Below are 18,643 nucleotides of genomic sequence, written 5' to 3'. Positions count from 1 at the left end.
TTGCTGGAAAATAGGGCATGGCCATGATGGAAGGAGCGGGCCAATGTCTCCCCTGCAAGACCCGGCGGATACGCCAACATCACCCTTGATTCTCGACCCCAGCGGCGGCGCGAATCAGATCCGCGTCCGCGCGCATAATGAACGGCTGGTGCTGTCGCTCGTGCGCCGTCACGGCGCGCTGTCGAAAGCGGAGATCGCCCGACGCAGCGGGCTGTCGGCACAGACGGTCTCGGTCATCATGCGGGCGCTGGAGAAAGACGGGCTGTTGTCGCGCGGCGAGCCCGTGCGCGGGCGCGTGGGGCAGCCTTCCATTCCGATGCGGCTCAACCCGGATGCGGTGCTCTCCTTCGGCGTCAAAATCGGCCGGCGAAGTGCCGATCTCGTGCTGATGGATTTCGTAGGGCGCATACGGATGCAGCTCCATCAAATTTATCCTTACCCGCTGCCGCAGGACATCATGTCCTTCGTCACATCAGGCATTCAAGAACTTGAAAAGCACCTCAGCGGTGAAGAGCGGCGCCGGCTTGCCGGGGTGGGCATAGCCGCTCCTTTCGAACTCTGGAACTGGGCAGAGGAAGTCGGTGCGCCTGAAGGGGCGATGGAGGCCTGGCGTGGCTTCGACCTGCAGGCGGAAGTTGCTGCCCGCGTGCCTTATCTCGTCTATCTTCAGAATGACGCCACCAGCGCCTGCGGGGCCGAACTCGTCTTCGGCGTCGGCCCGCGCTACCCGGATTTCGTCTATCTTTTCATCGGCTCCTTCCTCGGCGGCGGCATTGTGCTGAACTCCTCGATCTTCGTCGGACGGACCGGAACGGCAGGAGCGCTCGGCCCCCTGCCCGTGCGCGGGCGCAATGGCGAGACGCGGCAGTTGCTCGACATCGCCTCGATCTATGTTTTGGAAAATTACTTGCGGGAGGCAGGCTTCGATCCTCGCCCCCTCTGGTATTCCGCTGACAACTGGATCGATTTCGGTGCGCCACTCGAAATCTGGATCCAGGATACGGCCAAGGCGCTGGCGCAGGCGATCGTTGCCGCTGCCTCGATCATCGATTTCAGCGCCGCCATCATCGACGGCGGCTTTCCAGGCTGGGTGCGCGAGCGTGTCGTGCGCGCCACCGTCAAGGCGGCCTCGGAGCTCGACCTCCAGGGCGTCGTCATGCCCGAGATCATCGAAGGCGCGGTAGGCCCGCAGGCACGCGCCATTGGCGGCGCCAGCCTGCCGATCTTCGCGCGCTACCTAATCGACCAGAACATCCTCTTCAAGGAGATAGACCATGCTGAAGGGCATTGACCCGCTGCTGAGCCCCGAGCTGCTGGCGACATTGCGCGCCATGGGCCACGGCGATGAAATCGCCCTCGTCGACGGCAATTATCCGGGTCTCGAACATGCCCGCCGCCTCATCCGCCTCGACGGCCACGGCGTCGTAGCGGTGCTCGATGCCGTACTCAGCGTCTTGCCAATCGACGATTTCGTGCCACAAGCGATTTTTCGCGCGACCGTGAAGCAGGACCGCGACGCCATCGATCCGGTGCATCGGGAGATGAGCGAAGTTTGTGCGCGGCATGTGCCCGACATAAAGGTCGTGCCGCTGCTCCCAGCCGAATTTTATGAGCGCGTCAAAAAGGCCCACGCGCTCGTCCAAACCAGCGAGCGGCGGCTCTATGGCAACATCATTTTGCGCAAGGGCGTGATTTATCCGGATAGCCGCGTTCGCGCCTAGTCGGAGCAAGAATCTCAGATATCCCCGGCCGATGGTCCCCAGACATCCGTCAGGGCAAAACCATTCCCCATCGGATCAAAGGGATCGAGCGCCACTTGCGACAGGCCGAAGGTGAAGCCGCGGCCGGTGATGGTGGGGATGATCGCGGGTTTGCCGGCAACTTCCGTCACCGCCTGCAGGCCGACCTCGAATTCAGAGCCGATGATCGAGCGGGACTTGAAGACATCACCGACCTTGGCTTTGCCGCGGGCATGCAGCGTAGCCAGATTGGCGGAATTGCCGGTGCCGCAGGGCGAACGGTCGACGCGACCGGGCCACATCGTCGTGCAGGTACGGATGGCGCCATCGGCATCGACATCCCGGAACATCACATAGGCGACACCGGAGATTGCCGGGATTTCCGGATGGACCACAGGAATGGTGCGATTGATCAGGTCCTTCAGGATCATGCCGGCCTGGACGAGCGAAGCGGCGTTGGCCTTTTCGATCGTCAGGTTGATCTGGCCGACATCGACCAGGGCGTAGAAAATGCCGCCATAGCAGAGATCGAGCTTGATCTTGCCCCAATGCGGCGTGTCGATCTGCACATCCAGTTCATGCACGAAGGACGGAACCATGGTGAGCCGGACCTTCTCGCAGCGGCCGTCGCGGCAGGTAGCGGTCGCCCGCACCAGGCCGGCGGCGGTGTCGAGCGTGACCACCGTTTCCGGCTCCTTCATCTCGACGATGCCGGATTCGAGCAGAGCCGTCGTCACGCAGATGGAATTGGAACCGGAGCTCGCATGCGCCTGATCCGGCTGCAGGATGATGAAGCCGGCATCGGCATCGGGATGTTTGGCTGGGAGCAGCAGGTTGACGGAGCCGATCGGCGCGCCGCGCGGTTCCAGCACCAGGAAGCGGCGCAGCTCTTCGCCTTTCGGATCGGTGTTGAGCCAGTGCAGCTGCTCGGCGATTGTATTGCCGGGGATTTTCGGGACGCCGCCGATCGCGACCTTGCCGATTTCACCTTCGCAATGAACGTCCAGCAGCTGGATCGTGCGCTTCCATCTCATGTCGATAACTCCAATCAGACGTGACGGGTGATGCCGCCGTCGACGCGGATATTCTGGCCGGTGATATAGCCGGCGCCGTCGGAGAGCAGGAACGCCGCGGTCTTGGCGATCTCGCTCACCAGGCCGATACGCTTCATCGGCACCTTGTCGGCGGTTTCCGGTTTATGGTTCAGGCTGTCGATATAGCCAGGCAGGATGCAGTTCATGCGGATATTGTCGGCAGCATAACGATCCGAATAGAGCTTTGTGAATGCGCCGGCCGCGGCGCGGTAGGTGCAGGAGACCGGGAAAATTAGGGACGGCTCGTAGGCCGCAAAGGTCGTGATATTGACGAAAGCGCCCTTGCCCTGCTTCAGCATGACCGGTGTCACCAGCCTTGCCATGCGCACCAGCGACAGGATCATCATGTCGGATCCGAGCGTCCAGCTCTCGTCCGAGATGTCGAGCAGATCACCCTTCGGCGGATGGCCTGTATGGTTGACCACGGCGTCAATGCGGCCGTAGCTCTTCATCGTCAGGTCGAAGATCGCCTGGATATCCTCCGCCTTTTCGGCGACACCGCGGGAAGCGACACCGCCGAGTTCAGAGGCCAGCTTTTCGCAACTTTCGGAGGGCGACATCAGCGCCAGACGATAGCCATTGGCCGAGAGTTCGCGAGCGATCGCTTCGCCCATGCCGCGGCCTCCGCCGGTGATCAGCGCAACGGGCTTTACGGTTTCTGACATCTGTTTCCTCCTAATAGCGATTAATGCGGAACGGGGTCATGTCGACTTCGGGCGTGACGCCGCTCATCATATCGACCATCAACCTTGCTGTCGTCGCGGAAAAAGTCAGCCCCAGATGGCCGTGGCCAGTCGCGTACCAGACGCCGGGAACACGTGAGGACGGCGAGATGATCGGGATCGTGTCGGGCAGCGCCGGGCGGTGGCCCATCCAGTCCTTGGCGTCTTCCACCTGCAGACCGGGAAGCGCCCGCTGCGCGTGACGGACGAGGATGCGCGGGCGGCGGAAGTCCGGGGGCGCATCGAGGCCGGCCAATTCGACATTGCCGCCGACGCGAATGCCGCCGGCCGTTGGGGTCATCATGAAGGCGCGATGCGGCCAGATGATCGAATAGCGCATGGTAATGCCGGGTTTCATGATCTGCGTGTGATAGCCGCGCTCGGTCTCAAGCGGGATCGGCTCGCCAAGCGCGGAGGCGATGAAGCGCGTGCGGACGCCGGCCGCGAGCACGACATCATTGGCCTCCAGCCGCCTTCCGTCTTCGAAAACCACGGCCATGTCGCCATTTGCCTGACGCTCTACGGTCCGGACCGCGCCGGAGGCAAAGGTAGCGCCGAGAGCCTTTGCGGCGTCCACCAGCTTGAGGACAAGCTGATAGGGGCTGCGGATCGACTTGTTGTCCGGCAGCAGAACCGCCTTGGCAATTTTCGGCGACAGCGCCGGCTCGTAGTCGCGGATTTCCGCGCCGGAGAGAACCTTGTGCTCGAAACCATAGCGCTGCATCAGGTCGATATGGGCGCGGTCGCCGGTAAACTCGGATTCGGTCTCGTAAATGGCAAGGCAACCCTCCTCCGTCATCAGGTCGGGCGCGCCGATGGCGTCGAGCATCGTCCTGAAATCGCCGAGTGCATGGCGGGAAAGGCTCATGCCGGCATTTTCGATCTCTCGCAGCCGAGAGGGCCGGCCGGCGGCGATGAAACGCAGGAACCAGGGCAGCATTTTCGGCGCATAGGAAGGCCTCAGCCAAACTGGGCCTTCCGGGTCCAGCAGCCAGCCTGGAATCCTGCGCCAGGTGGACGGGCCGGAATTGGCGGCGAAATCGAGTGCGATGCTCGCCATATTGCCGAAGGAGGCGCCCTCACCCGGCTCGCCTTTGTCCACCAACGTCACCTGTCGTCCGCGCCGCTGCAATTCGAAGGCGATCGCCGCGCCAATAATACCGGCGCCGACAACGATGACCGTCCGCTTACTTTCGTCCATCCTCAAACCCACCCGCAGAGCACCGTACCGCCGCGGACCACTCCTGGAACGGCCCGGTCCGACAGACCGACTCTGTGATATATCAGATCGATTTGACTGGCTACGATCTTTTTTGCGGAGCTCTCAGCAACGATCTACTGGCCGACCGCAGCCCCGACGCTGCTGCCGGTCGTCTCAGCGCTATCGCCAACGGAGCCGACGGTATTGCCGGCGGATGCGCCGAGACGGCGGAGCTGCTCCCCGTAATTCTGGCGCGTGCGCGGATCGAAGATGGCGATCGGCGCACTGACGGCGACACTCGCCGCGTTGCCGACCGTCTGCGCCGCACCGATGGCGACTGCGCCGACTGCTTCGCCGATGCCGACATCGGAATCGGTGATCGTCTGGCCCTCGATCAGGCGGTCGCCAATCAGCTTGACCACTTCCGGGCTCTCGGCGAATTTGCCGTGGTTCAGTCGGTCGCCGGTCTTAAGCTTGGTGAGATCGAGCACGGTGATACCCTGCTTTTCCAACTCGCTGCGATAGGGCTCGGCGGTCGGATCGATCTGGCCAAGTCGATCGACATTGCCGGAAATGCGGCGCGACAGCGACAGCGCCCGGTCGTCGCGTGAGACGAACAGGGTGAAATGCGGCTTGTCCTTGCCGAGCGCTGCGAACTGCTGGCCGAAGACATCGACGTCGAGGTCGGGAGACGCGAGGATGACGTTCTTGATCTTCGGCGCGACACGGCCGTCGCGGATCGCCATCTGCCTCAAAGCTTCGACAGCGAGCCAGGTGCCCATGGAGTGAGCCATGACGGTGATATCGCCGACAGAGGGATTCGAGGCGGCGCGGCGCAGCAGCTCTTCCAGCGCATCGCGTGAATAGTTGGCGCTTTCCTTGTCGTACGCATAGTCGAAGACGCTGGCGCGCGACGGCCAGGTGAAAACGACCGGCGCGACGTCGGCATGGGAATCGTGGACAATCTGCGCAAAGCGATAGACCGAATCCTCATAGCGATTGTTAAACCCATGCACGAAGATCAGCACACGCTTGTTTTTCGGCAGATGTGTGCGCAGCCATGCTTGATTGTCGGCGGGGCCCATCGACGGCTGGACGGATGTCGTGACGAAATTCTTTAAGGGATCGCCAGGCAACCGGCTCGGCCACTGAACCTGACCGACCTTGCGATTGGCCTCTGGCGGAATCGACACGCTGACGGCATCCACCTTCAAACCAGGACCGCGCTCTCCGGAAAAGAGGATCGCCGGGTCCTTGTCCGGCAGACGGGTTGTCGCGACCAGCAGATCGACCTTGGAGGTGCCCGGAACATTTTCGGCGACCGGCTGCATGACACCGATCGGACGGCCGCCGCAGGCCGTCAAGGATAGCGCTGCGATAACAGCAATGGCTCGGAAGAAGGCCTTCCCCCGTTGGCCAGCAACTTCCATGCGCTGCATCCGCGCCAACCCTCTTCATCGCAGCTTCAATGTCGTCGTCAACATACGCATGGAAGGTTATGGTGCAAGCAACGTTCGCCAGCTTCGCAACGTGATGTAGCGCTAATTCATGGCAGCGAGGCAAAGGTGCAACGGTGAGTTGGAATCAACGACACAGTTGATAGCCGACAAGAGCTCTGGGGAGATAGGAGAAATAAAAAGAGCCCGATGCGGGAGGAGGGTGCATCGGGCTCTTGATCCGGATTGGCAACTGGGAGGAGGAGGAGTGTTGCCAATCTATGAAGGAGCGCTGGGAGGAGGAGGTGCGCTGCCTTCGAGGGAGTAGATATAACTGCGAGACAGGCATTAACAGACCGGCTTTCGCAATGCAGCAATGCATCAGACGCAAAGCTTTTATCTGCATAGACCGGAAATCCCGCATATCACCTGCATTTCCAGCATTTCGACGCCTATTTTACAGCCGTAAAATGCGAACGCATGAAATTCACATAATCGTGATCCGTCATTTCACGACGCGCCCTGACGAATCCGCGGGCATCATCGCCGATGAGATAGCGTAGGCGACTGCTGTTGTCGGTCACTGATTCGTAGATGACGGCGGCGACATCGGCCGAGGACATCGTACGAGTGGCGCTCATTCCCGCGAAAGCCTTTGCTGCATTGGCCATGAAAGGCGCGTAGTCGGCAGGGGCTTCCGCAACAGCAGCATCCTGAGCAGAGCGCTCGTTGAAGCTCGTCGCGCTGACCCCGCCATGCGGGATCACCAGTTTGACGCCGATATTCAGGTCCAGCAGTTCATAGGAGAGCGCTTCGGTGAAGCCTTCCAACGCAAATTTGCTGGCGCAATATAGCGAGATCATCGGCAGGGTGAACAGGCCGGCACCGGAGCTGACATTGACGATCATGCCCGATTTGTTGGCGCGGAAATGCGGCAGGATGGCGCGAGTGACATCCATGACGCCAAAGACATTGACGTCGAACTGCTGCTTGATCTTTTCCGGCGGCACGGCTTCGAAGACGCCGTATTGACCATGGCCGGCATTGTTGACCAGCGCATCGATCCTGCCAAAGCGGTCGATGCCAGCGGCGAGTGCAGCCGCGATGCTGTCATGATCGGAAACATCGAGCCTGACGACCAGTATATTGCCGAGCGTGGTCAACTCTGTTTCCTCGTCTGGCGAACGCATGGTGGCGACGACGTTCCAGCCTTTTTCATGGAAGAGTTTGGCCGATGCCTTGCCGATGCCCGACGAAGCGCCGGTGATGAGAATGGTTTTAGTCATTGTCTTGCCCTTTATAAGCTGAGGATTCGCTTTGCGGACAAGAGATAGTGGGCTGGAACTATTCGAATAATCGGCATATTTTTGCATGGAGAGATGAGAGAAATCGTACAATGAGAAAAGCGGCGCAGAAGGCCGGGCTTGTCGAGCTCAATGCGGTCGCTGCGGTGGCCGCCGCGAGGAATTTTCGTATCGCCGCCCGCGAGCTCGGCATGTCGGCGTCCGCGCTCAGCCATGCGATCGCAACGCTGGAAACGCGCATGGGTGTCAAGCTTTTCAACCGGACTACCCGTAGCGTCTCATTGACGGAGGCGGGCGAAGAATTCCTGAGCAGGATCAATCCGGCTTTGCGCGAGATTTCCGAGGCGATGGAGGCCGTCAATCAGTTCCGCGCCACACCGACTGGAACATTTCGCATCAATACCTCGGAAGGTGCTGCGCGCGGGCTGTTGATGCCCTTCATATTGCAGTTTCACCGGCGCTATCCCGATGTGCATGTCGATATCGTCACCGAAGGCAGAATGATTGATATCGTAGCGGATGGTTGCGACGCGGGTATTCGCGTTCTGGATGCCGTGCCGCAGGATATGGTCGCGGTGGTGCTGAAAGCCGAAGAGCGCCTGATCGTCACGGCCGCCCCTTCCTATATCGAGAGACGCGGGCGACCGGAGACGCCACAAGACCTGCTGGCGCATGACTGCATCCGCCTGCGCCTGCCGAGCGGAACGGTCTATCGCTGGGAATTCGAACGCCATGGCCAGGAAATGCGCCTGGATGTTCAAGGGCCGATGACGCTGCAGAGCGCCGAGCTGATGCTGGAAGCTGTGCTCGGTGGGGCGGGCATCGGCTACATGACCGAACGCACCGCTGCGCCGGGTCTCGCAGATGGCAGGCTCGTTCACCTGCTGGGAGACTGGACACCGCCCTTTCCCGGAGTTTGCCTCTATTATCCGAGACATCGGCATGTGCCGGCCGGGCTGAAGGCGTTCGTGAGCCTGATTCGCGAGATGACCAAAACGTAAAAGGCGGCCGCTTCATAGCGGCCGCCATTCATTCATCTATTCAAAGCAGCCATCAAGCAGCCGCAAATGCCTTCTTGCCTTCGGCATCCAGTGCGGAGAACTCTTCATCGGACAGCGTGATGTTCACCGCCGCCGTGTTCTCTTCGAGATGCTTGACCTTGCCGGTGCCGGGGATCGGCAGCATGACCGGGCTGCGCTTCAGGACCCAGGCGAGCGCGATCTGGCTCGGAGCAGCCCCATGCTTCTTCGCGATGATGTCGAGCAGCGAACCCTCCTTGGCGAGGTCGCCGGCAGCGAGCGGGAACCAGGGGATGAAGCCGATATTGTGCTTTGCGCAATAATCGAGCACGTCTTCGCTGGTGCGGTCGACGAGATTGTAGCGGTTCTGCACCGTCGCCACCTTGAAATGCTTCGAAGCGGCCTCGATGTCGGCAACCGACACTTCGCTGAGGCCTGCATGGCGGATGATCTTGGCGTCGAGCAGCGACTTGACGGCATCGAACTGTTCGGCTGCCGGCACCTTGGGGTCGATACGGTGAAGCTGCCAGAGATCGATCTGTTCGACACCGAGATTGCGCAGGCTCTTATGCGCCTGCTGGATCAGATATTCCGGACGGCCCACAGGAACCCACACGTTGGGGCCGGTGCGGGTCAGACCCGCCTTGGTGGCGATGACAATTTTATTGCCATAGGGGTGCAGCGCTTCCTTGATCAGACGTTCGGAAACATCGGGACCGTAGGAATCTGCAGTATCGATGAAATCGATGCCGAGCTCCGGCAAGCGCTTGAGGGTGCGGACGGATTCGTCGTGATCCTCCGGCTCGCCCCAGATGCCGGAGCCGGTGATGCGCATGGCGCCGAAGCCGAGGCGATTGACTGTGAGATCCCCGCCGATCTTGAATTGACCGGACTTGGCTGCGTTGAAATCTGACATGGTTTTCGTCCCTATAGTCTGGTTGGCGTTAATCGAAATCCGTAGAGGCCGAGACTTGTTCCCAAGCGTCAAACTCGCTCTTGAGCAGGCCGAGCTTTTCGCGAACGAGACTGATGGCGTCGCGGCCTAACAGAAGATGGGTCGGAGGGTTTTCGGATGCAATGAGCTGCAACATAACTTGTGCCGCCTTCTTCGGGTCGCCGGGCTGCTTGCCGCTGCGTTCAAGGCGGCGCTGGCGCAGCGGCTCGAAGATTTCGTCATAATCGGGGATCGAGCGCTCGGCACGCACCATCGAACGGCCGGCCCAATCGGTGCGGAAGCCACCCGGCTCGATGGCGGTCACATGGATGCCGAAGCTCTTGACCTCTTTCCCGAGGCTTTCGGAAATCCCCTCCAGTGCGAACTTGCTGCCATGATAGAAGGAAATGCCAGGAAGCGTGATCAGGCCTCCCATCGAGGTGATGTTGAGGATATGGCCGGCGCGGCGTTTGCGCATATAGGGCAGCACGGCCTGAATGACTGCAACGGGGCCGAAGACATTGACCTCGAACTGACGGCGCAGCTCGTCGATCGTCGATTCCTCGACCAGCCCCTCGTGACCATAGCCGGCATTGTTGACAAGAACGTCGATGGCGCCGATCCCGTTCTCGACCTCGGCGATGACCGGCGCGATGGCGGCGGTGTCGGTGACGTCGAGCAGCTTGCCGAAGGCAAAGCCCGGTTTCAGCGCTTCGAACTCGGCGCGATCGGCTTCCTTGCGCAGCGTCCCGACAACCTTTTGGCCGTCGGCAAGGGCGGCCTCGGCAAGCGCTCGGCCGAATCCGGTGGAAACGCCGGTGATGAAGAAAGTCTTGGGATCGGATTTTGCATCGGACATAACGATGTCTCCCTGTTGAATGAGATCAAGATAGGCCAAGGCGACATTTTCGATAATCTCATCAATCGAAGATGACCTTTTTAGTGAAACTGATTAATCTCTGACAAAATAGAGAGTCGTTCGGAGAGCGTGCATGCGTCAGGACATGTTGGACGGGCTGGTGACTTTCGTCATCGTCGCGGAGGAAAAGAGTTTCTCGGCGGCCGCCGTGCGGCTCGGCGTGTCACCTTCGGCGGTCAGCCAGTCGATCAGCAAGCTCGAAGGCCGGATGCGGCTTGCGCTCTTCAACCGCACTACCCGCAGCGTCAGCCTGACCGAGGCGGGCCTGCGTTACCTCGAACGTGTCGTGCCCGCCGTGCACGATCTGACGGCGGCCGCCCAGGAACTCGGCGAGTCGGTCGACAGGCCGGCCGGGCTGCTGCGCATCAACGTGGCGCGCGCCGGCTACATGATCGCGCTTCAACCGATCTTGCGCGATTTCCTCGATGCCTATCCGGAAATCGAGCTCGAGGTGCGCATCGAGGGCTCGTTGATCGATATCGTCGGCCAAGGGTTCGATGCCGGCATCCGCTTCGGCGATCTGGTGCAACGCGACATGGTGGCGGTGAAGATCGGGCCGGCGATATCGGCGCATATCATTGTCGCACCAAGCTATCTCGGGCGCTACGGCATGCCAAAACATCCGCACGATCTGCTCAACCATAATTGTATCGGCTTCCGCCATTCCTCCAGTGGTCAGGTCGAGCGCTGGGAATTCGAGAAGGACGGCGAGAAGATCGAACTTGCCGTCAACGGCCGGCTGATCCTCAACGATTCCGCCGCGCTGACGCAAGCGGCACTCGACGGGATCGGCATCGCCTATATGATCAATGGCTATATCGACCGCTTTCTCGACGACGGGCGCTTGGTGCGCATCCTCTCCGATTGGAGCCCGGCACTCGCCGGCCTGACGCTGTATTACGCCGATCGCCGCCGAGTGCCGGCGAAGCTTAGGGCTTTGATCGACTTCCTGCGCCAACGGCGGCAGGTCGAACCGCCGCAAACGGCCGGCGCTTTGACTTGAAATCAGCGATCGTGATTGCGTTGCCGCAGCAGCGTGCCGAGATCGGCGAGCGCGGTCCAGAGCTGTTCGAACACGCGATGGGCGAAATCCTGCAGCGACAGCTCCTGCGGCCCTTCATTCCAGCGCTCGCCGCCGATGCGCAGTGTGCTGACGACAATCGCCGACAGCAGGCGCAGGCGGAACCGCTCCTCTTCACCGCCGCCGGAGCGAGCATAAAGCGCGTCCGTCAGCTTCCCCTCCAGCTTGGCATATTTCAACTGATCGCGGGCGCAAAGCGCCGGCGTGTCGCGGATCAAGGCACCTATGGCGAGGCGTTGCGGATCCGAAGAGGCGGCCAGCAGCGCCGAGGTTAGAGCGCCTTCAATGACCTCGACGATCGATGCGTCCTTGGGCTGGGCGGCGATGGCATCGACGAGTTCGTCGGAGAAGTTGTCCTGCCAGGCGAAGACCACCTCTTCCTTGCTCGGAAAATAATCGAAGAAGCTGCGCTTGGAGACGTCGGCGGCTTCGGTGATATCCTCGATCGTCGTACCGTCGAAGCCGTGTTCAAGGAACAGCGCAAGTGCCGCCGCCTCGATGCGCTCGCGCGTCTGGCGGCGTTTACGTTCGCGCCGGCCTTCCTTCACTTCGCCGTCTATCTCTTTCACATCCGCCATGAACTACCCCCATTATTATGCACCCGCTTCCGGCCGTCCCACATCGGCCGTGCCGGTTTCGGCAGCATAGGCTGCGATTCCGGCATCCTCTTCCCTGCTATGATATTTGGAGCGATCGATCGAGATCTCCAACGGTTTTCTGCGTGAAATCCGATAGACGCCAGCTGGCGGAATGTTCCGCACCGTGCCGCCGACGCGCGCCGCTTTCAGGCCGAGACGATCGAGGATCGGCCGCGGCACAGGGCAGCGTGGGCCGTAGGTGAACTGATAGAAAGCGCCGCCGGACCTCATCGTTGCAAAGGCGCCACCAACGATTGCGGTGATCTTGCGCGGAGACATGGAGAGTAACGGCAGGCCGCTGACGACCGCGCCGAAGGGCGCTTCGGCAAACAGGCCGCATTGGGCGAGCTGCGCTGCATCCATTTTCACCACGCGCGCCTCGGGAAAACGGCCGCGCAACTGAACGGCAAATTCCTCGCCGAACTCGATCAACGTCAAGTCGCTCTCGGGGATGCCGCGAGCCAGCAGCGCGCGCGTGAAGACGCCGGTGCCGGGGCCGAGCTCGAGGATCGGGCCGTTGAGCGGCTCGATCTCCTGCGTCATCAGCCGAGCCAATCGCTCGCCGGACGGCGCGATCGCGGCGACGCGCATGGGGTCGCTCACCCAGGAGCGGAAGAACTGAACGAAATCGGCACATGTCGTCTTTGTCGTCATCCCAGGAATCCAATCAATAGCAAAAATATCGAATATGGCGCGATCAGGTCCGAGCAGCGTGGCAATTCGAAGGCACGGCAGGCAATTGCGGCGCCAATATTGCTGATATGCAAACCACAATTGCAGACCTTTTTCAATGCATTTTTTTAACTATTGTATTTTTGCGTTTAGTGCAATAAATCACCAGATATAGAAATCCTTTATCCAGGAGATTATCGTGCCGAGTTGGACCATGAAAGACATTCCCCCGCAGACCGGCCGCATCGCGGTCGTTACCGGTGCCACCAGTGGCATCGGCTATGAAACTGCCAAAGCACTGGCGGGTGCCGGCGCCAAGGTGATCATAGCCTCCCGCAATGAAAGCAAGGGTGCCGAAGCGCTGGCGAAGATCCGCGCCGCCACGCCCGGCGCCGACGTCGCGTTCGAGCCGCTCGATCTCGCCAGCCTCGATTCCGTCGCCGGTGCCGCCACGCGCATCGCTGCTTCCGTGCCGCGGGTCGACCTCCTCATCAACAATGCCGGTGTCATGGCCATTCCGGACAGACATGAAACGGAGGATGGTTTCGAGATGCAGATGGGGGCCAACTACATCGGTCATTTTGCCTTGAACATGCGGCTACTGCCGAAAGTCTTTGCCGCTACGAACCCACGTGTGGTTACCGTCAGCAGCCTGGCGCATCGCAATGGCAAGATCAATTTCGACGATCTGCAATGGAAAAAAAGCTACAGCTCCTGGCGCGCCTATTGCCAGTCAAAGCTGGCGACGTTGATGTTCAGCCTCGAACTCGACCGGATCGCCCGCGCCGAGGGCTGGAACTTGATGAGCACGGCCGCCCATCCCGGCTACGCCGTTACCGGCCTGCAAAGCACCGGCCCGCGCATGGGCCGCGACCGGCCGGGCTTAGGGGAAAGGCTCGGCAAGTGGCTAGAACCACTCCTGGCGCACTCTGCAGCGGCAGGTGCATTGCCGACGCTTCTCGCCGCGACGTCGCCGAGCGCAGAGGGTGGCGTCATGTACGGTCCCGATGGGTTCTATGAATTGAAGGGACCGCCGGTGCGCGCCAAGATCGTGCCATACGCGCAGAACAAAGCCATCTGGCGGCGTCTTTGGGAAAGATCGGAACAACTGACTGGGTTAAGAATGCCGGTACCTGTTATAGCGTAGCGGGTCCCTCTCCCTCCGAAGGATTCGGCCGCTTGCACAGGTCGGAATCGTGGGATATGTAGATAGATAGGAAGCCTATCTATCTTTTTTGAACATGCACGAAACCGGACATCTCCAGGACCTTGAAGACGCCACGGCGCTTGCCGAAGCGTTGCGTCCCGTTCTGCATCGCCTCTACCGGCAACTGCGGCGCGAAATCGACGAACCCGGCATCTCGCCGCTGCAGGCTCTCCTCCTCGTTGCGATCTTGCGCCAGCCGGGCATTGGCGTCGCAGAGCTGGCGCGGCTGGAGAAGCTGCGCGGGCCGACGATATCGGGACACATCAAGGCGATGGAGCGCGAAGGCCTCGTCACTCGCTCCGCTCCCGATCCGGAAGACCGGCGGCGCAGCGGTCTGATCGCCACCGACAAGGGGCGGGCTGTGATTCAAGGCATAAAACAGAGGCGAACCGACTGGCTCGCTTTCGAACTCGCCAAATTATCGCCCGACGCGCGAGCCGCCATCCGCGCCGCCATCGGCCCGCTCGGAGACATCGGACAATGACCCCGCAAGTTCACCAAGCCGCTCTGCAGCCAGCGGCCACCGATGGCGAAGCGCCCGACCGCCGCGAAATCCGCGCCGTCATCCTCGGCCTGATGATCGTTCTCGGCCTCGGCGCCATCGACCAGAGCATCGTCGCGACCGCCCTGCCGCGCATCGTCAGCGATCTCGGCGGCGTTACGCATCTCTCATGGGTGGTCAGCGCCTATGTGCTGGCCTCGACCAGCACCATGCCGCTTTACGGCAAGCTCAGCGACCAATACGGCCGCAAGCCGATGATCTACGCGGCGATCCTCATCTTCCTCCTCGGCTCCGTGTTGAGCGGCATGGCACAGACGCTGCTGCAGCTCATCATCTTTCGCGCCATTCAGGGGCTTGGCGCCGGCGGACTGCTGCCACTAGCGCAAATCATCATTGGCGACCTCGTGCCGCCGGCCAAGCGCGGCCGCAATCAAGGCTCGATCGCCGCCGTCTTCGCTGTCTGCAGTGTCATTGGCCCGATCGTCGGAGGCCTCATCACCGACCTGCTCTCCTGGCATTGGATCTTCTACGTCAATTTGCCGATCGGCGCGGTGGCGCTCGTCATGATCGGCCGCGCCTTGAAGCGGCGGCATCAGGCACGCAGCCGCCGCATCGACTATCTCGGCGCCGTGCTGCTGACCGGCTGCACCACCAGCTTCCTGCTGGCACTCGCGCTTGGCGGCAACGAATGGGCCTGGAACTCGCCGCAAATTCTCGGCCTTTCCGTCGCGGCCCTTGTCCTCGGAATTCTCTTCGTCTTCCACATCAGGCATGAGCCGGAGCCGGTGCTGCCACCCGATCTCTTTCGCAACCGACTGTTCGTCATCGCCTGCCTCGTGCTGGCCCTGACCTTCATGGGCATGCTCGGCGCGACCCTGTTCTTCCCCTTGTTCTTCCAGTTGGTTATGGGCGTCACCCCCTCGCATTCCGGCTTCCTGACGGGACCGCTGATGATCGGCTTCGTCATCTCCTCCATGCTCAACGGTCGCGTGCTGCTACAGCGTTCCGGCCGCTACAAGCCGGCGCAGCTTTGGGGCCTCGGCCTTGCGACGGCCGCCTTCGCCACACTCGCCTGGGCCATTGCGACCAGCAAGGGGTTCGCCATCATCGAGCCCCCGATCTTCGCGCTCGGCCTGGGGCTCGGGCTGGTGATGCCGACCATGACGGTAGCAGTGCAGAATGCCCTGCCCCTTGCGCATCGTGGCGTCGGCACGGCAACGCTTGCCTTCTTTCGCTCGCTCGGCGGCCTGATCGGCGTTACCGGCTCCGGTGCGATCCTGGCGTATCGCATACAGCAGGCGACGGGCTCGTCCGGCGGCCTCGACATGTCGTCGCTGACCAAAGGCGGCCTCGAGCAGCTCGCCACCACGTCGCCGGAAGCCCATGCCGCGGCAATAGCGCTTTACCGCCACGCCATCGCCATGACCTTCGCCACCGGAACAGTCATCGTGGCGCTGGCGCTGATCGCGCTGCTGTTCCTGCCGGAATTGCCGCTGAAAACGCATCACAGCGAAGGCGCTCAGCCGCCGCGCTAACCGCCGCACAAGCCCCAGGTAAGTCGTTCATCCTACAATTGACGGCATCAGATGATGAGCGCCGTCCGATCAAGCATGCGCTCACCGACCGTCAAAGGTGGCTTCCGGCATGATGACCGCCGGCATCAGCCAAATTGGGAAGGAACGACCCATGGTTTCCGCATTGACCACAACCCGATTGCTCGCATCGCAGATGGCACTGCAATTGCTGCAGACGCCCGATTCTTCGCAGGATTCGAACAGCGATCCGTTGTTGAGCGACAGCAGCAGCGATCTCTCCAGCCTGCCGTCACAGTCACAGGCATCGCTTACGAGCATGCTCAATGGCCTGTCGGCAAATCAGACCGACAGTTCGGCGGCATCGCAGCCCGACCCGGACATGACCAGCAGCTCGTTCATGGATCTTCTGAAACAGAACCTGCAAGACGCGGTCAAGAGCGAAGGCACGGGAGGCCAGGCACAGGCGATGCTCGACGCCCTCGATAACGGCACGCTGACAGTTTCCGATCCGACGAAAGGCGTTTCGATCCAGGCATGGGATGTCGATGCCGACGGCGAGCAGGGCACAACGAGCAAAACCGGCGACACCATCCCCACCAGCGATTGGAACGACTACCTGAAGGCCCATCTCGAACGCGGTTCCGATGGAACCTTCGTCAAGAACCCCGACGGCAGCTTTATCGACAAGACCACCGGCAGCGAGGCCTATTTCGGCCAGGTCGGATCGCAGTTCTACTACATCACCTGGCCGTCGGCGTCGGCCACTTCAGACGCAGGTGCATCGAGTTCCGATGCATCCGCGTCCGAGGCAGCGAATAAGGCGAGTGCCTAGGCTTTCTTACGACAAGGTCGGATCGAGCTTGTCGCGCAACCAGTCACCGACGATGCTGATGGAGAGCGTGGTCAGCATGATGACCACCGACGGCGTCAGCATGATCCAGGGCGCACGGGTGATGTATTCGCGGCCATAGCCGACCATGTTGCCGAGGCTGGTCATCGGCGGCTGCACGCCGAGACCAAGGAAGGAAAGGCTGCTTTCCGTCAGGATGATCTCCGGGAAGGTCAGCGTCATTGAGACGATCAGCGTCGAGGCGATGTTCGGCAGGATATGGTTCAGATAAACGCGGGTCGGACTGGCGCCGAGCTGGGTCACGGCCGCGGCATAGCCCTGTTTGCTGGCGGAAATAGCGAGACCGCGGGCGATGCGGGTATAGCGCTCCCACCCGTAGAAACCCATGAGGCAGATCAGGAGCGGCAGCGAGCTGCCGAAAAAGGCGAGGACGGCGAGCGACATGATCAGGAACGGCATCGCCGCCTGAAAGTCCGCAAGCATCAGGACGATGTGCTCGACGATCCCTCGGAAATAGGCGGCGAGAAAGCCGAGCAGCGTGCCGACGAAGGCGGAAATCAACGTAGCGCCGAAAGCGATCAGCAGCGAGATGCGGATACTGTCGATCAGTCGCGAGAGTACGTCACGACCAAGCTCGTCCGTGCCGAGAAAGTGCGTGGGATTGCCGGGCAGCGCCAGACGGTTCTTCAGGTCGAAGGCGGTGATGTTGAAGGGCCGGATCCAATCGGCGGTGATCGCGATGAAAATCATCGCCGCGATCCAGACGAGGCCTATCCCGACTAGAATGGGAAAGCCCGACTTCTTCCGCTTCTTGCGCTCGCCGGCCGCGATACCCGGAATGGAGATGTTCGCCATGGCTCAGCCTTTCGCATTCATGTTCCGCAGACGCGGATCGAGATAGCCGTAGAGAATGTCGACGGTGAAGTTGGACAGCACCATGCAGGCCGCCACCATCAGCAGGATGCATTGCACGACGGCGAGGTCGCGGTTGGACACGGAGACCACCAGCAGGCGACCGACGCCCGGCCAGGAGAACAGCGATTCCACCACGACGGCGCCGGCAATCAGCGAACCGACCATGAAGCCGGCGATAGTGACGATCGGGATCGCCGCATTCGGCAGCGCATGCCGCCAGACCACTTTCCGCCACGGCATGCCCTTGGCGCTCGCCGTGCGGATATATGGCTGACCGAGGATCTCGATCATGGCGCTGCGCGAGAAGCGAGCCAGGATGCCGATTCCGCCGACGCTCATGGTGATGACCGGCAGGATGGCGTGCACCCATGTGTCCTGACCGCCCGAAGGCAGCCAATCGAGCTGAACGGCGAAAATCAGCACCAGCACCAGGCCGAGAACGAAGCTCGGCATCGTAAAGCCGATAACGGCGCCGGCCATCACGGCCCGATCGACAATGCTTTCGCGATGTAGCGCCGCATAGACGCCGGCTGAAATGCCGATGATCAATTCGAGGATCAGAGCCGGAACGGTCAGCTCCAGCGTTGCCGGGATGCGCTCGGAAACCAATGTGATCGCCGACTGGCCGTCGCGCATGGAGACGCCGAGATCCCCGCGCGCGATCGCGCCGAAATAGCGCAGATATTGGTCCCAAAGCGGCTGATCGAGACCCCAGGCATGGCGGAAGGCATCGATCGCCTGTGGCGGCGCATCCGGCCCCAGAATGATGACCGCGGGGTCACCGGACATGCGCAGCACGATAAAGGCGAAGGTTACCACCAAAATGATGGTCATCAGCGCCCGGAGAAGCTTGAAGAGAAAGAAGCGGAACATGG

At 61.3% G+C, this 18,643-nt stretch carries 19 protein-coding genes; 8 read left to right on the top strand and 11 right to left on the bottom strand.

What is annotated here, in order from left to right; translation table 11 throughout:
* The first annotated feature begins 43 nt into the window (after positions 1–43).
* Both FHT86_RS18665 and FHT86_RS18660 read left to right on the top strand, forming a co-directional pair.
* The gene (locus FHT86_RS18665; RefSeq protein ID WP_133708313.1) at positions 44–1,291 is read left to right on the top strand and encodes an ROK family transcriptional regulator; all 1,248 of its coding nucleotides are present in this window, start codon (positions 44–46) and stop codon (positions 1,289–1,291) included.
* Positions 1,275–1,721 (top strand): RbsD/FucU family protein, encoded by a 447-nt coding sequence (locus FHT86_RS18660; RefSeq protein WP_133708312.1) that lies wholly within the window; start codon positions 1,275–1,277, stop codon positions 1,719–1,721. Before FHT86_RS18665 ends, FHT86_RS18660 begins: the two co-directional genes overlap by 17 nt.
* Positions 1,722–1,735: 14 nt before the next feature.
* Here FHT86_RS18660 and FHT86_RS18655 read toward each other — a convergent pair whose 3' ends face one another.
* From FHT86_RS18655 to FHT86_RS18635, 5 genes are all read right to left on the bottom strand, one after another.
* Positions 1,736–2,773, bottom strand: a complete 1,038-nt coding sequence (locus tag FHT86_RS18655; RefSeq protein ID WP_133708311.1) for a 4-hydroxyproline epimerase — start codon at positions 2,771–2,773, stop codon at positions 1,736–1,738.
* Positions 2,774–2,787: 14 nt separating this feature from the next.
* Positions 2,788–3,498, bottom strand: a complete 711-nt coding sequence (locus FHT86_RS18650) for an SDR family oxidoreductase (protein ID WP_133708310.1) — start codon at positions 3,496–3,498, stop codon at positions 2,788–2,790.
* 10 nt (positions 3,499–3,508) lie between these two features.
* On the bottom strand, positions 3,509–4,756 hold the full coding sequence (locus FHT86_RS18645; RefSeq protein ID WP_133708309.1) for an NAD(P)/FAD-dependent oxidoreductase: 1,248 nt from the start codon (positions 4,754–4,756) through the stop codon (positions 3,509–3,511).
* Between the two features lie 134 nt (positions 4,757–4,890).
* Positions 4,891–6,195 (bottom strand): alpha/beta hydrolase, encoded by a 1,305-nt coding sequence (locus FHT86_RS18640; RefSeq protein ID WP_133708308.1) that lies wholly within the window; start codon positions 6,193–6,195, stop codon positions 4,891–4,893.
* Positions 6,196–6,644: 449 nt separating this feature from the next.
* A complete protein-coding gene (locus FHT86_RS18635; RefSeq protein WP_133708307.1) occupies positions 6,645–7,478 on the bottom strand; it encodes an SDR family oxidoreductase in 834 nt (277 codons plus the stop codon).
* 110 nt (positions 7,479–7,588) lie between these two features.
* On the opposite strand from FHT86_RS18635, the gene FHT86_RS18630 reads away from it, so the two are divergent.
* Complete coding sequence (locus FHT86_RS18630) at positions 7,589–8,497, top strand: LysR family transcriptional regulator (RefSeq protein ID WP_133708306.1); 909 nt, start codon at positions 7,589–7,591, stop codon at positions 8,495–8,497.
* 52 nt (positions 8,498–8,549) lie between these two features.
* Here FHT86_RS18630 and FHT86_RS18625 read toward each other — a convergent pair whose 3' ends face one another.
* Together FHT86_RS18625 and FHT86_RS18620 are read right to left on the bottom strand one after the other, a co-directional pair.
* Positions 8,550–9,431 (bottom strand): aldo/keto reductase, encoded by an 882-nt coding sequence (locus FHT86_RS18625; RefSeq protein WP_133708305.1) that lies wholly within the window; start codon positions 9,429–9,431, stop codon positions 8,550–8,552.
* Positions 9,432–9,459: 28 nt separating this feature from the next.
* Positions 9,460–10,308: an oxidoreductase gene (locus FHT86_RS18620; protein ID WP_133708304.1), complete on the bottom strand. Its 849-nt coding sequence runs from the start codon at positions 10,306–10,308 to the stop codon at positions 9,460–9,462.
* A gap of 133 nt (positions 10,309–10,441) precedes the next feature.
* Here FHT86_RS18620 and FHT86_RS18615 point away from each other — a divergent pair, with 133 nt between their 5' ends.
* Positions 10,442–11,371, top strand: a complete 930-nt coding sequence (locus FHT86_RS18615; RefSeq protein WP_133708303.1) for a LysR family transcriptional regulator — start codon at positions 10,442–10,444, stop codon at positions 11,369–11,371.
* A gap of 2 nt (positions 11,372–11,373) precedes the next feature.
* On the opposite strand, the gene FHT86_RS18610 is transcribed toward FHT86_RS18615, so the two are convergent.
* Together FHT86_RS18610 and FHT86_RS18605 are read right to left on the bottom strand one after the other, a co-directional pair.
* Positions 11,374–12,027 carry a TetR family transcriptional regulator gene (locus tag FHT86_RS18610; protein ID WP_133708302.1) on the bottom strand — a complete coding sequence of 218 codons (654 nt, stop codon included), beginning with the start codon at positions 12,025–12,027 and terminating at the stop codon, positions 11,374–11,376.
* Between the two features lie 15 nt (positions 12,028–12,042).
* On the bottom strand, positions 12,043–12,741 hold the full coding sequence (locus tag FHT86_RS18605) for a class I SAM-dependent methyltransferase (RefSeq protein ID WP_133708301.1): 699 nt from the start codon (positions 12,739–12,741) through the stop codon (positions 12,043–12,045).
* 217 nt (positions 12,742–12,958) lie between these two features.
* Between FHT86_RS18605 and FHT86_RS18600 the strand changes: the two genes are divergently transcribed.
* The 4 genes from FHT86_RS18600 to FHT86_RS18585 all read left to right on the top strand — a co-directional run bounded on the left by FHT86_RS18600 (position 12,959) and on the right by FHT86_RS18585 (position 16,835).
* Entirely contained in the window at positions 12,959–13,906 is a 948-nt protein-coding gene (locus FHT86_RS18600; RefSeq protein WP_133708300.1) for an SDR family oxidoreductase, read from the top strand.
* A gap of 94 nt (positions 13,907–14,000) precedes the next feature.
* Positions 14,001–14,450 (top strand): MarR family winged helix-turn-helix transcriptional regulator, encoded by a 450-nt coding sequence (locus FHT86_RS18595; protein ID WP_133708630.1) that lies wholly within the window; start codon positions 14,001–14,003, stop codon positions 14,448–14,450.
* Complete coding sequence (locus FHT86_RS18590; protein ID WP_133708299.1) at positions 14,447–16,003, top strand: MDR family MFS transporter; 1,557 nt, start codon at positions 14,447–14,449, stop codon at positions 16,001–16,003. The genes FHT86_RS18595 and FHT86_RS18590 overlap by 4 nt, the downstream gene beginning before the upstream one ends.
* Positions 16,004–16,154: 151 nt before the next feature.
* Complete coding sequence (locus FHT86_RS18585; RefSeq protein WP_246779575.1) at positions 16,155–16,835, top strand: hypothetical protein; 681 nt, start codon at positions 16,155–16,157, stop codon at positions 16,833–16,835.
* A 6-nt stretch (positions 16,836–16,841) separates the two neighbouring features.
* Here the strand turns inward: FHT86_RS18585 and FHT86_RS18580 are convergent, their stop codons facing one another.
* Together FHT86_RS18580 and FHT86_RS18575 are read right to left on the bottom strand one after the other, a co-directional pair.
* The gene (locus FHT86_RS18580; RefSeq protein WP_133708298.1) at positions 16,842–17,708 is read right to left on the bottom strand and encodes an ABC transporter permease; all 867 of its coding nucleotides are present in this window, start codon (positions 17,706–17,708) and stop codon (positions 16,842–16,844) included.
* Positions 17,709–17,711: 3 nt separating this feature from the next.
* Positions 17,712–18,641 (bottom strand): ABC transporter permease, encoded by a 930-nt coding sequence (locus FHT86_RS18575; RefSeq protein ID WP_133708297.1) that lies wholly within the window; start codon positions 18,639–18,641, stop codon positions 17,712–17,714.
* Positions 18,642–18,643: the final 2 nt, after the last annotated feature.

The organism is Rhizobium sp. BK313 (assembly GCF_014193655.1).
Taxonomy (GTDB): domain Bacteria; phylum Pseudomonadota; class Alphaproteobacteria; order Rhizobiales; family Rhizobiaceae; genus Rhizobium.
The sequence above is the reverse complement of the archived record's forward strand: the minus strand, read 5'-3'. Positions and strand labels throughout refer to the sequence as shown.

What these genes read in the sequence shown, in the direction of transcription:
- FHT86_RS18665 (WP_133708313.1), top strand. Translation starts at nt 44, where the DNA reads ATGTCTCCCCTGCAAGACCCGGCGGATACGCCAACATCACCCTTGATT.
- FHT86_RS18660 (WP_133708312.1), top strand. Translation starts at nt 1,275, where the DNA reads ATGCTGAAGGGCATTGACCCGCTGCTGAGCCCCGAGCTGCTGGCGACA.
- FHT86_RS18655 (WP_133708311.1), bottom strand. Translation starts at nt 2,773, where the DNA reads ATGAGATGGAAGCGCACGATCCAGCTGCTGGACGTTCATTGCGAAGGT.
- FHT86_RS18650 (WP_133708310.1), bottom strand. Translation starts at nt 3,498, where the DNA reads ATGTCAGAAACCGTAAAGCCCGTTGCGCTGATCACCGGCGGAGGCCGC.
- FHT86_RS18645 (WP_133708309.1), bottom strand. Translation starts at nt 4,756, where the DNA reads ATGGACGAAAGTAAGCGGACGGTCATCGTTGTCGGCGCCGGTATTATT.
- FHT86_RS18640 (WP_133708308.1), bottom strand. Translation starts at nt 6,195, where the DNA reads ATGCAGCGCATGGAAGTTGCTGGCCAACGGGGGAAGGCCTTCTTCCGA.
- FHT86_RS18635 (WP_133708307.1), bottom strand. Translation starts at nt 7,478, where the DNA reads ATGACTAAAACCATTCTCATCACCGGCGCTTCGTCGGGCATCGGCAAG.
- FHT86_RS18630 (WP_133708306.1), top strand. Translation starts at nt 7,589, where the DNA reads ATGAGAAAAGCGGCGCAGAAGGCCGGGCTTGTCGAGCTCAATGCGGTC.
- FHT86_RS18625 (WP_133708305.1), bottom strand. Translation starts at nt 9,431, where the DNA reads ATGTCAGATTTCAACGCAGCCAAGTCCGGTCAATTCAAGATCGGCGGG.
- FHT86_RS18620 (WP_133708304.1), bottom strand. Translation starts at nt 10,308, where the DNA reads ATGTCCGATGCAAAATCCGATCCCAAGACTTTCTTCATCACCGGCGTT.
- FHT86_RS18615 (WP_133708303.1), top strand. Translation starts at nt 10,442, where the DNA reads ATGCGTCAGGACATGTTGGACGGGCTGGTGACTTTCGTCATCGTCGCG.
- FHT86_RS18610 (WP_133708302.1), bottom strand. Translation starts at nt 12,027, where the DNA reads ATGGCGGATGTGAAAGAGATAGACGGCGAAGTGAAGGAAGGCCGGCGC.
- FHT86_RS18605 (WP_133708301.1), bottom strand. Translation starts at nt 12,741, where the DNA reads ATGACGACAAAGACGACATGTGCCGATTTCGTTCAGTTCTTCCGCTCC.
- FHT86_RS18595 (WP_133708630.1), top strand. Translation starts at nt 14,001, where the DNA reads ATGCACGAAACCGGACATCTCCAGGACCTTGAAGACGCCACGGCGCTT.
- FHT86_RS18590 (WP_133708299.1), top strand. Translation starts at nt 14,447, where the DNA reads ATGACCCCGCAAGTTCACCAAGCCGCTCTGCAGCCAGCGGCCACCGAT.
- FHT86_RS18585 (WP_246779575.1), top strand. Translation starts at nt 16,155, where the DNA reads ATGGTTTCCGCATTGACCACAACCCGATTGCTCGCATCGCAGATGGCA.
- FHT86_RS18580 (WP_133708298.1), bottom strand. Translation starts at nt 17,708, where the DNA reads ATGGCGAACATCTCCATTCCGGGTATCGCGGCCGGCGAGCGCAAGAAG.
- FHT86_RS18575 (WP_133708297.1), bottom strand. Translation starts at nt 18,641, where the DNA reads ATGTTCCGCTTCTTTCTCTTCAAGCTTCTCCGGGCGCTGATGACCATC.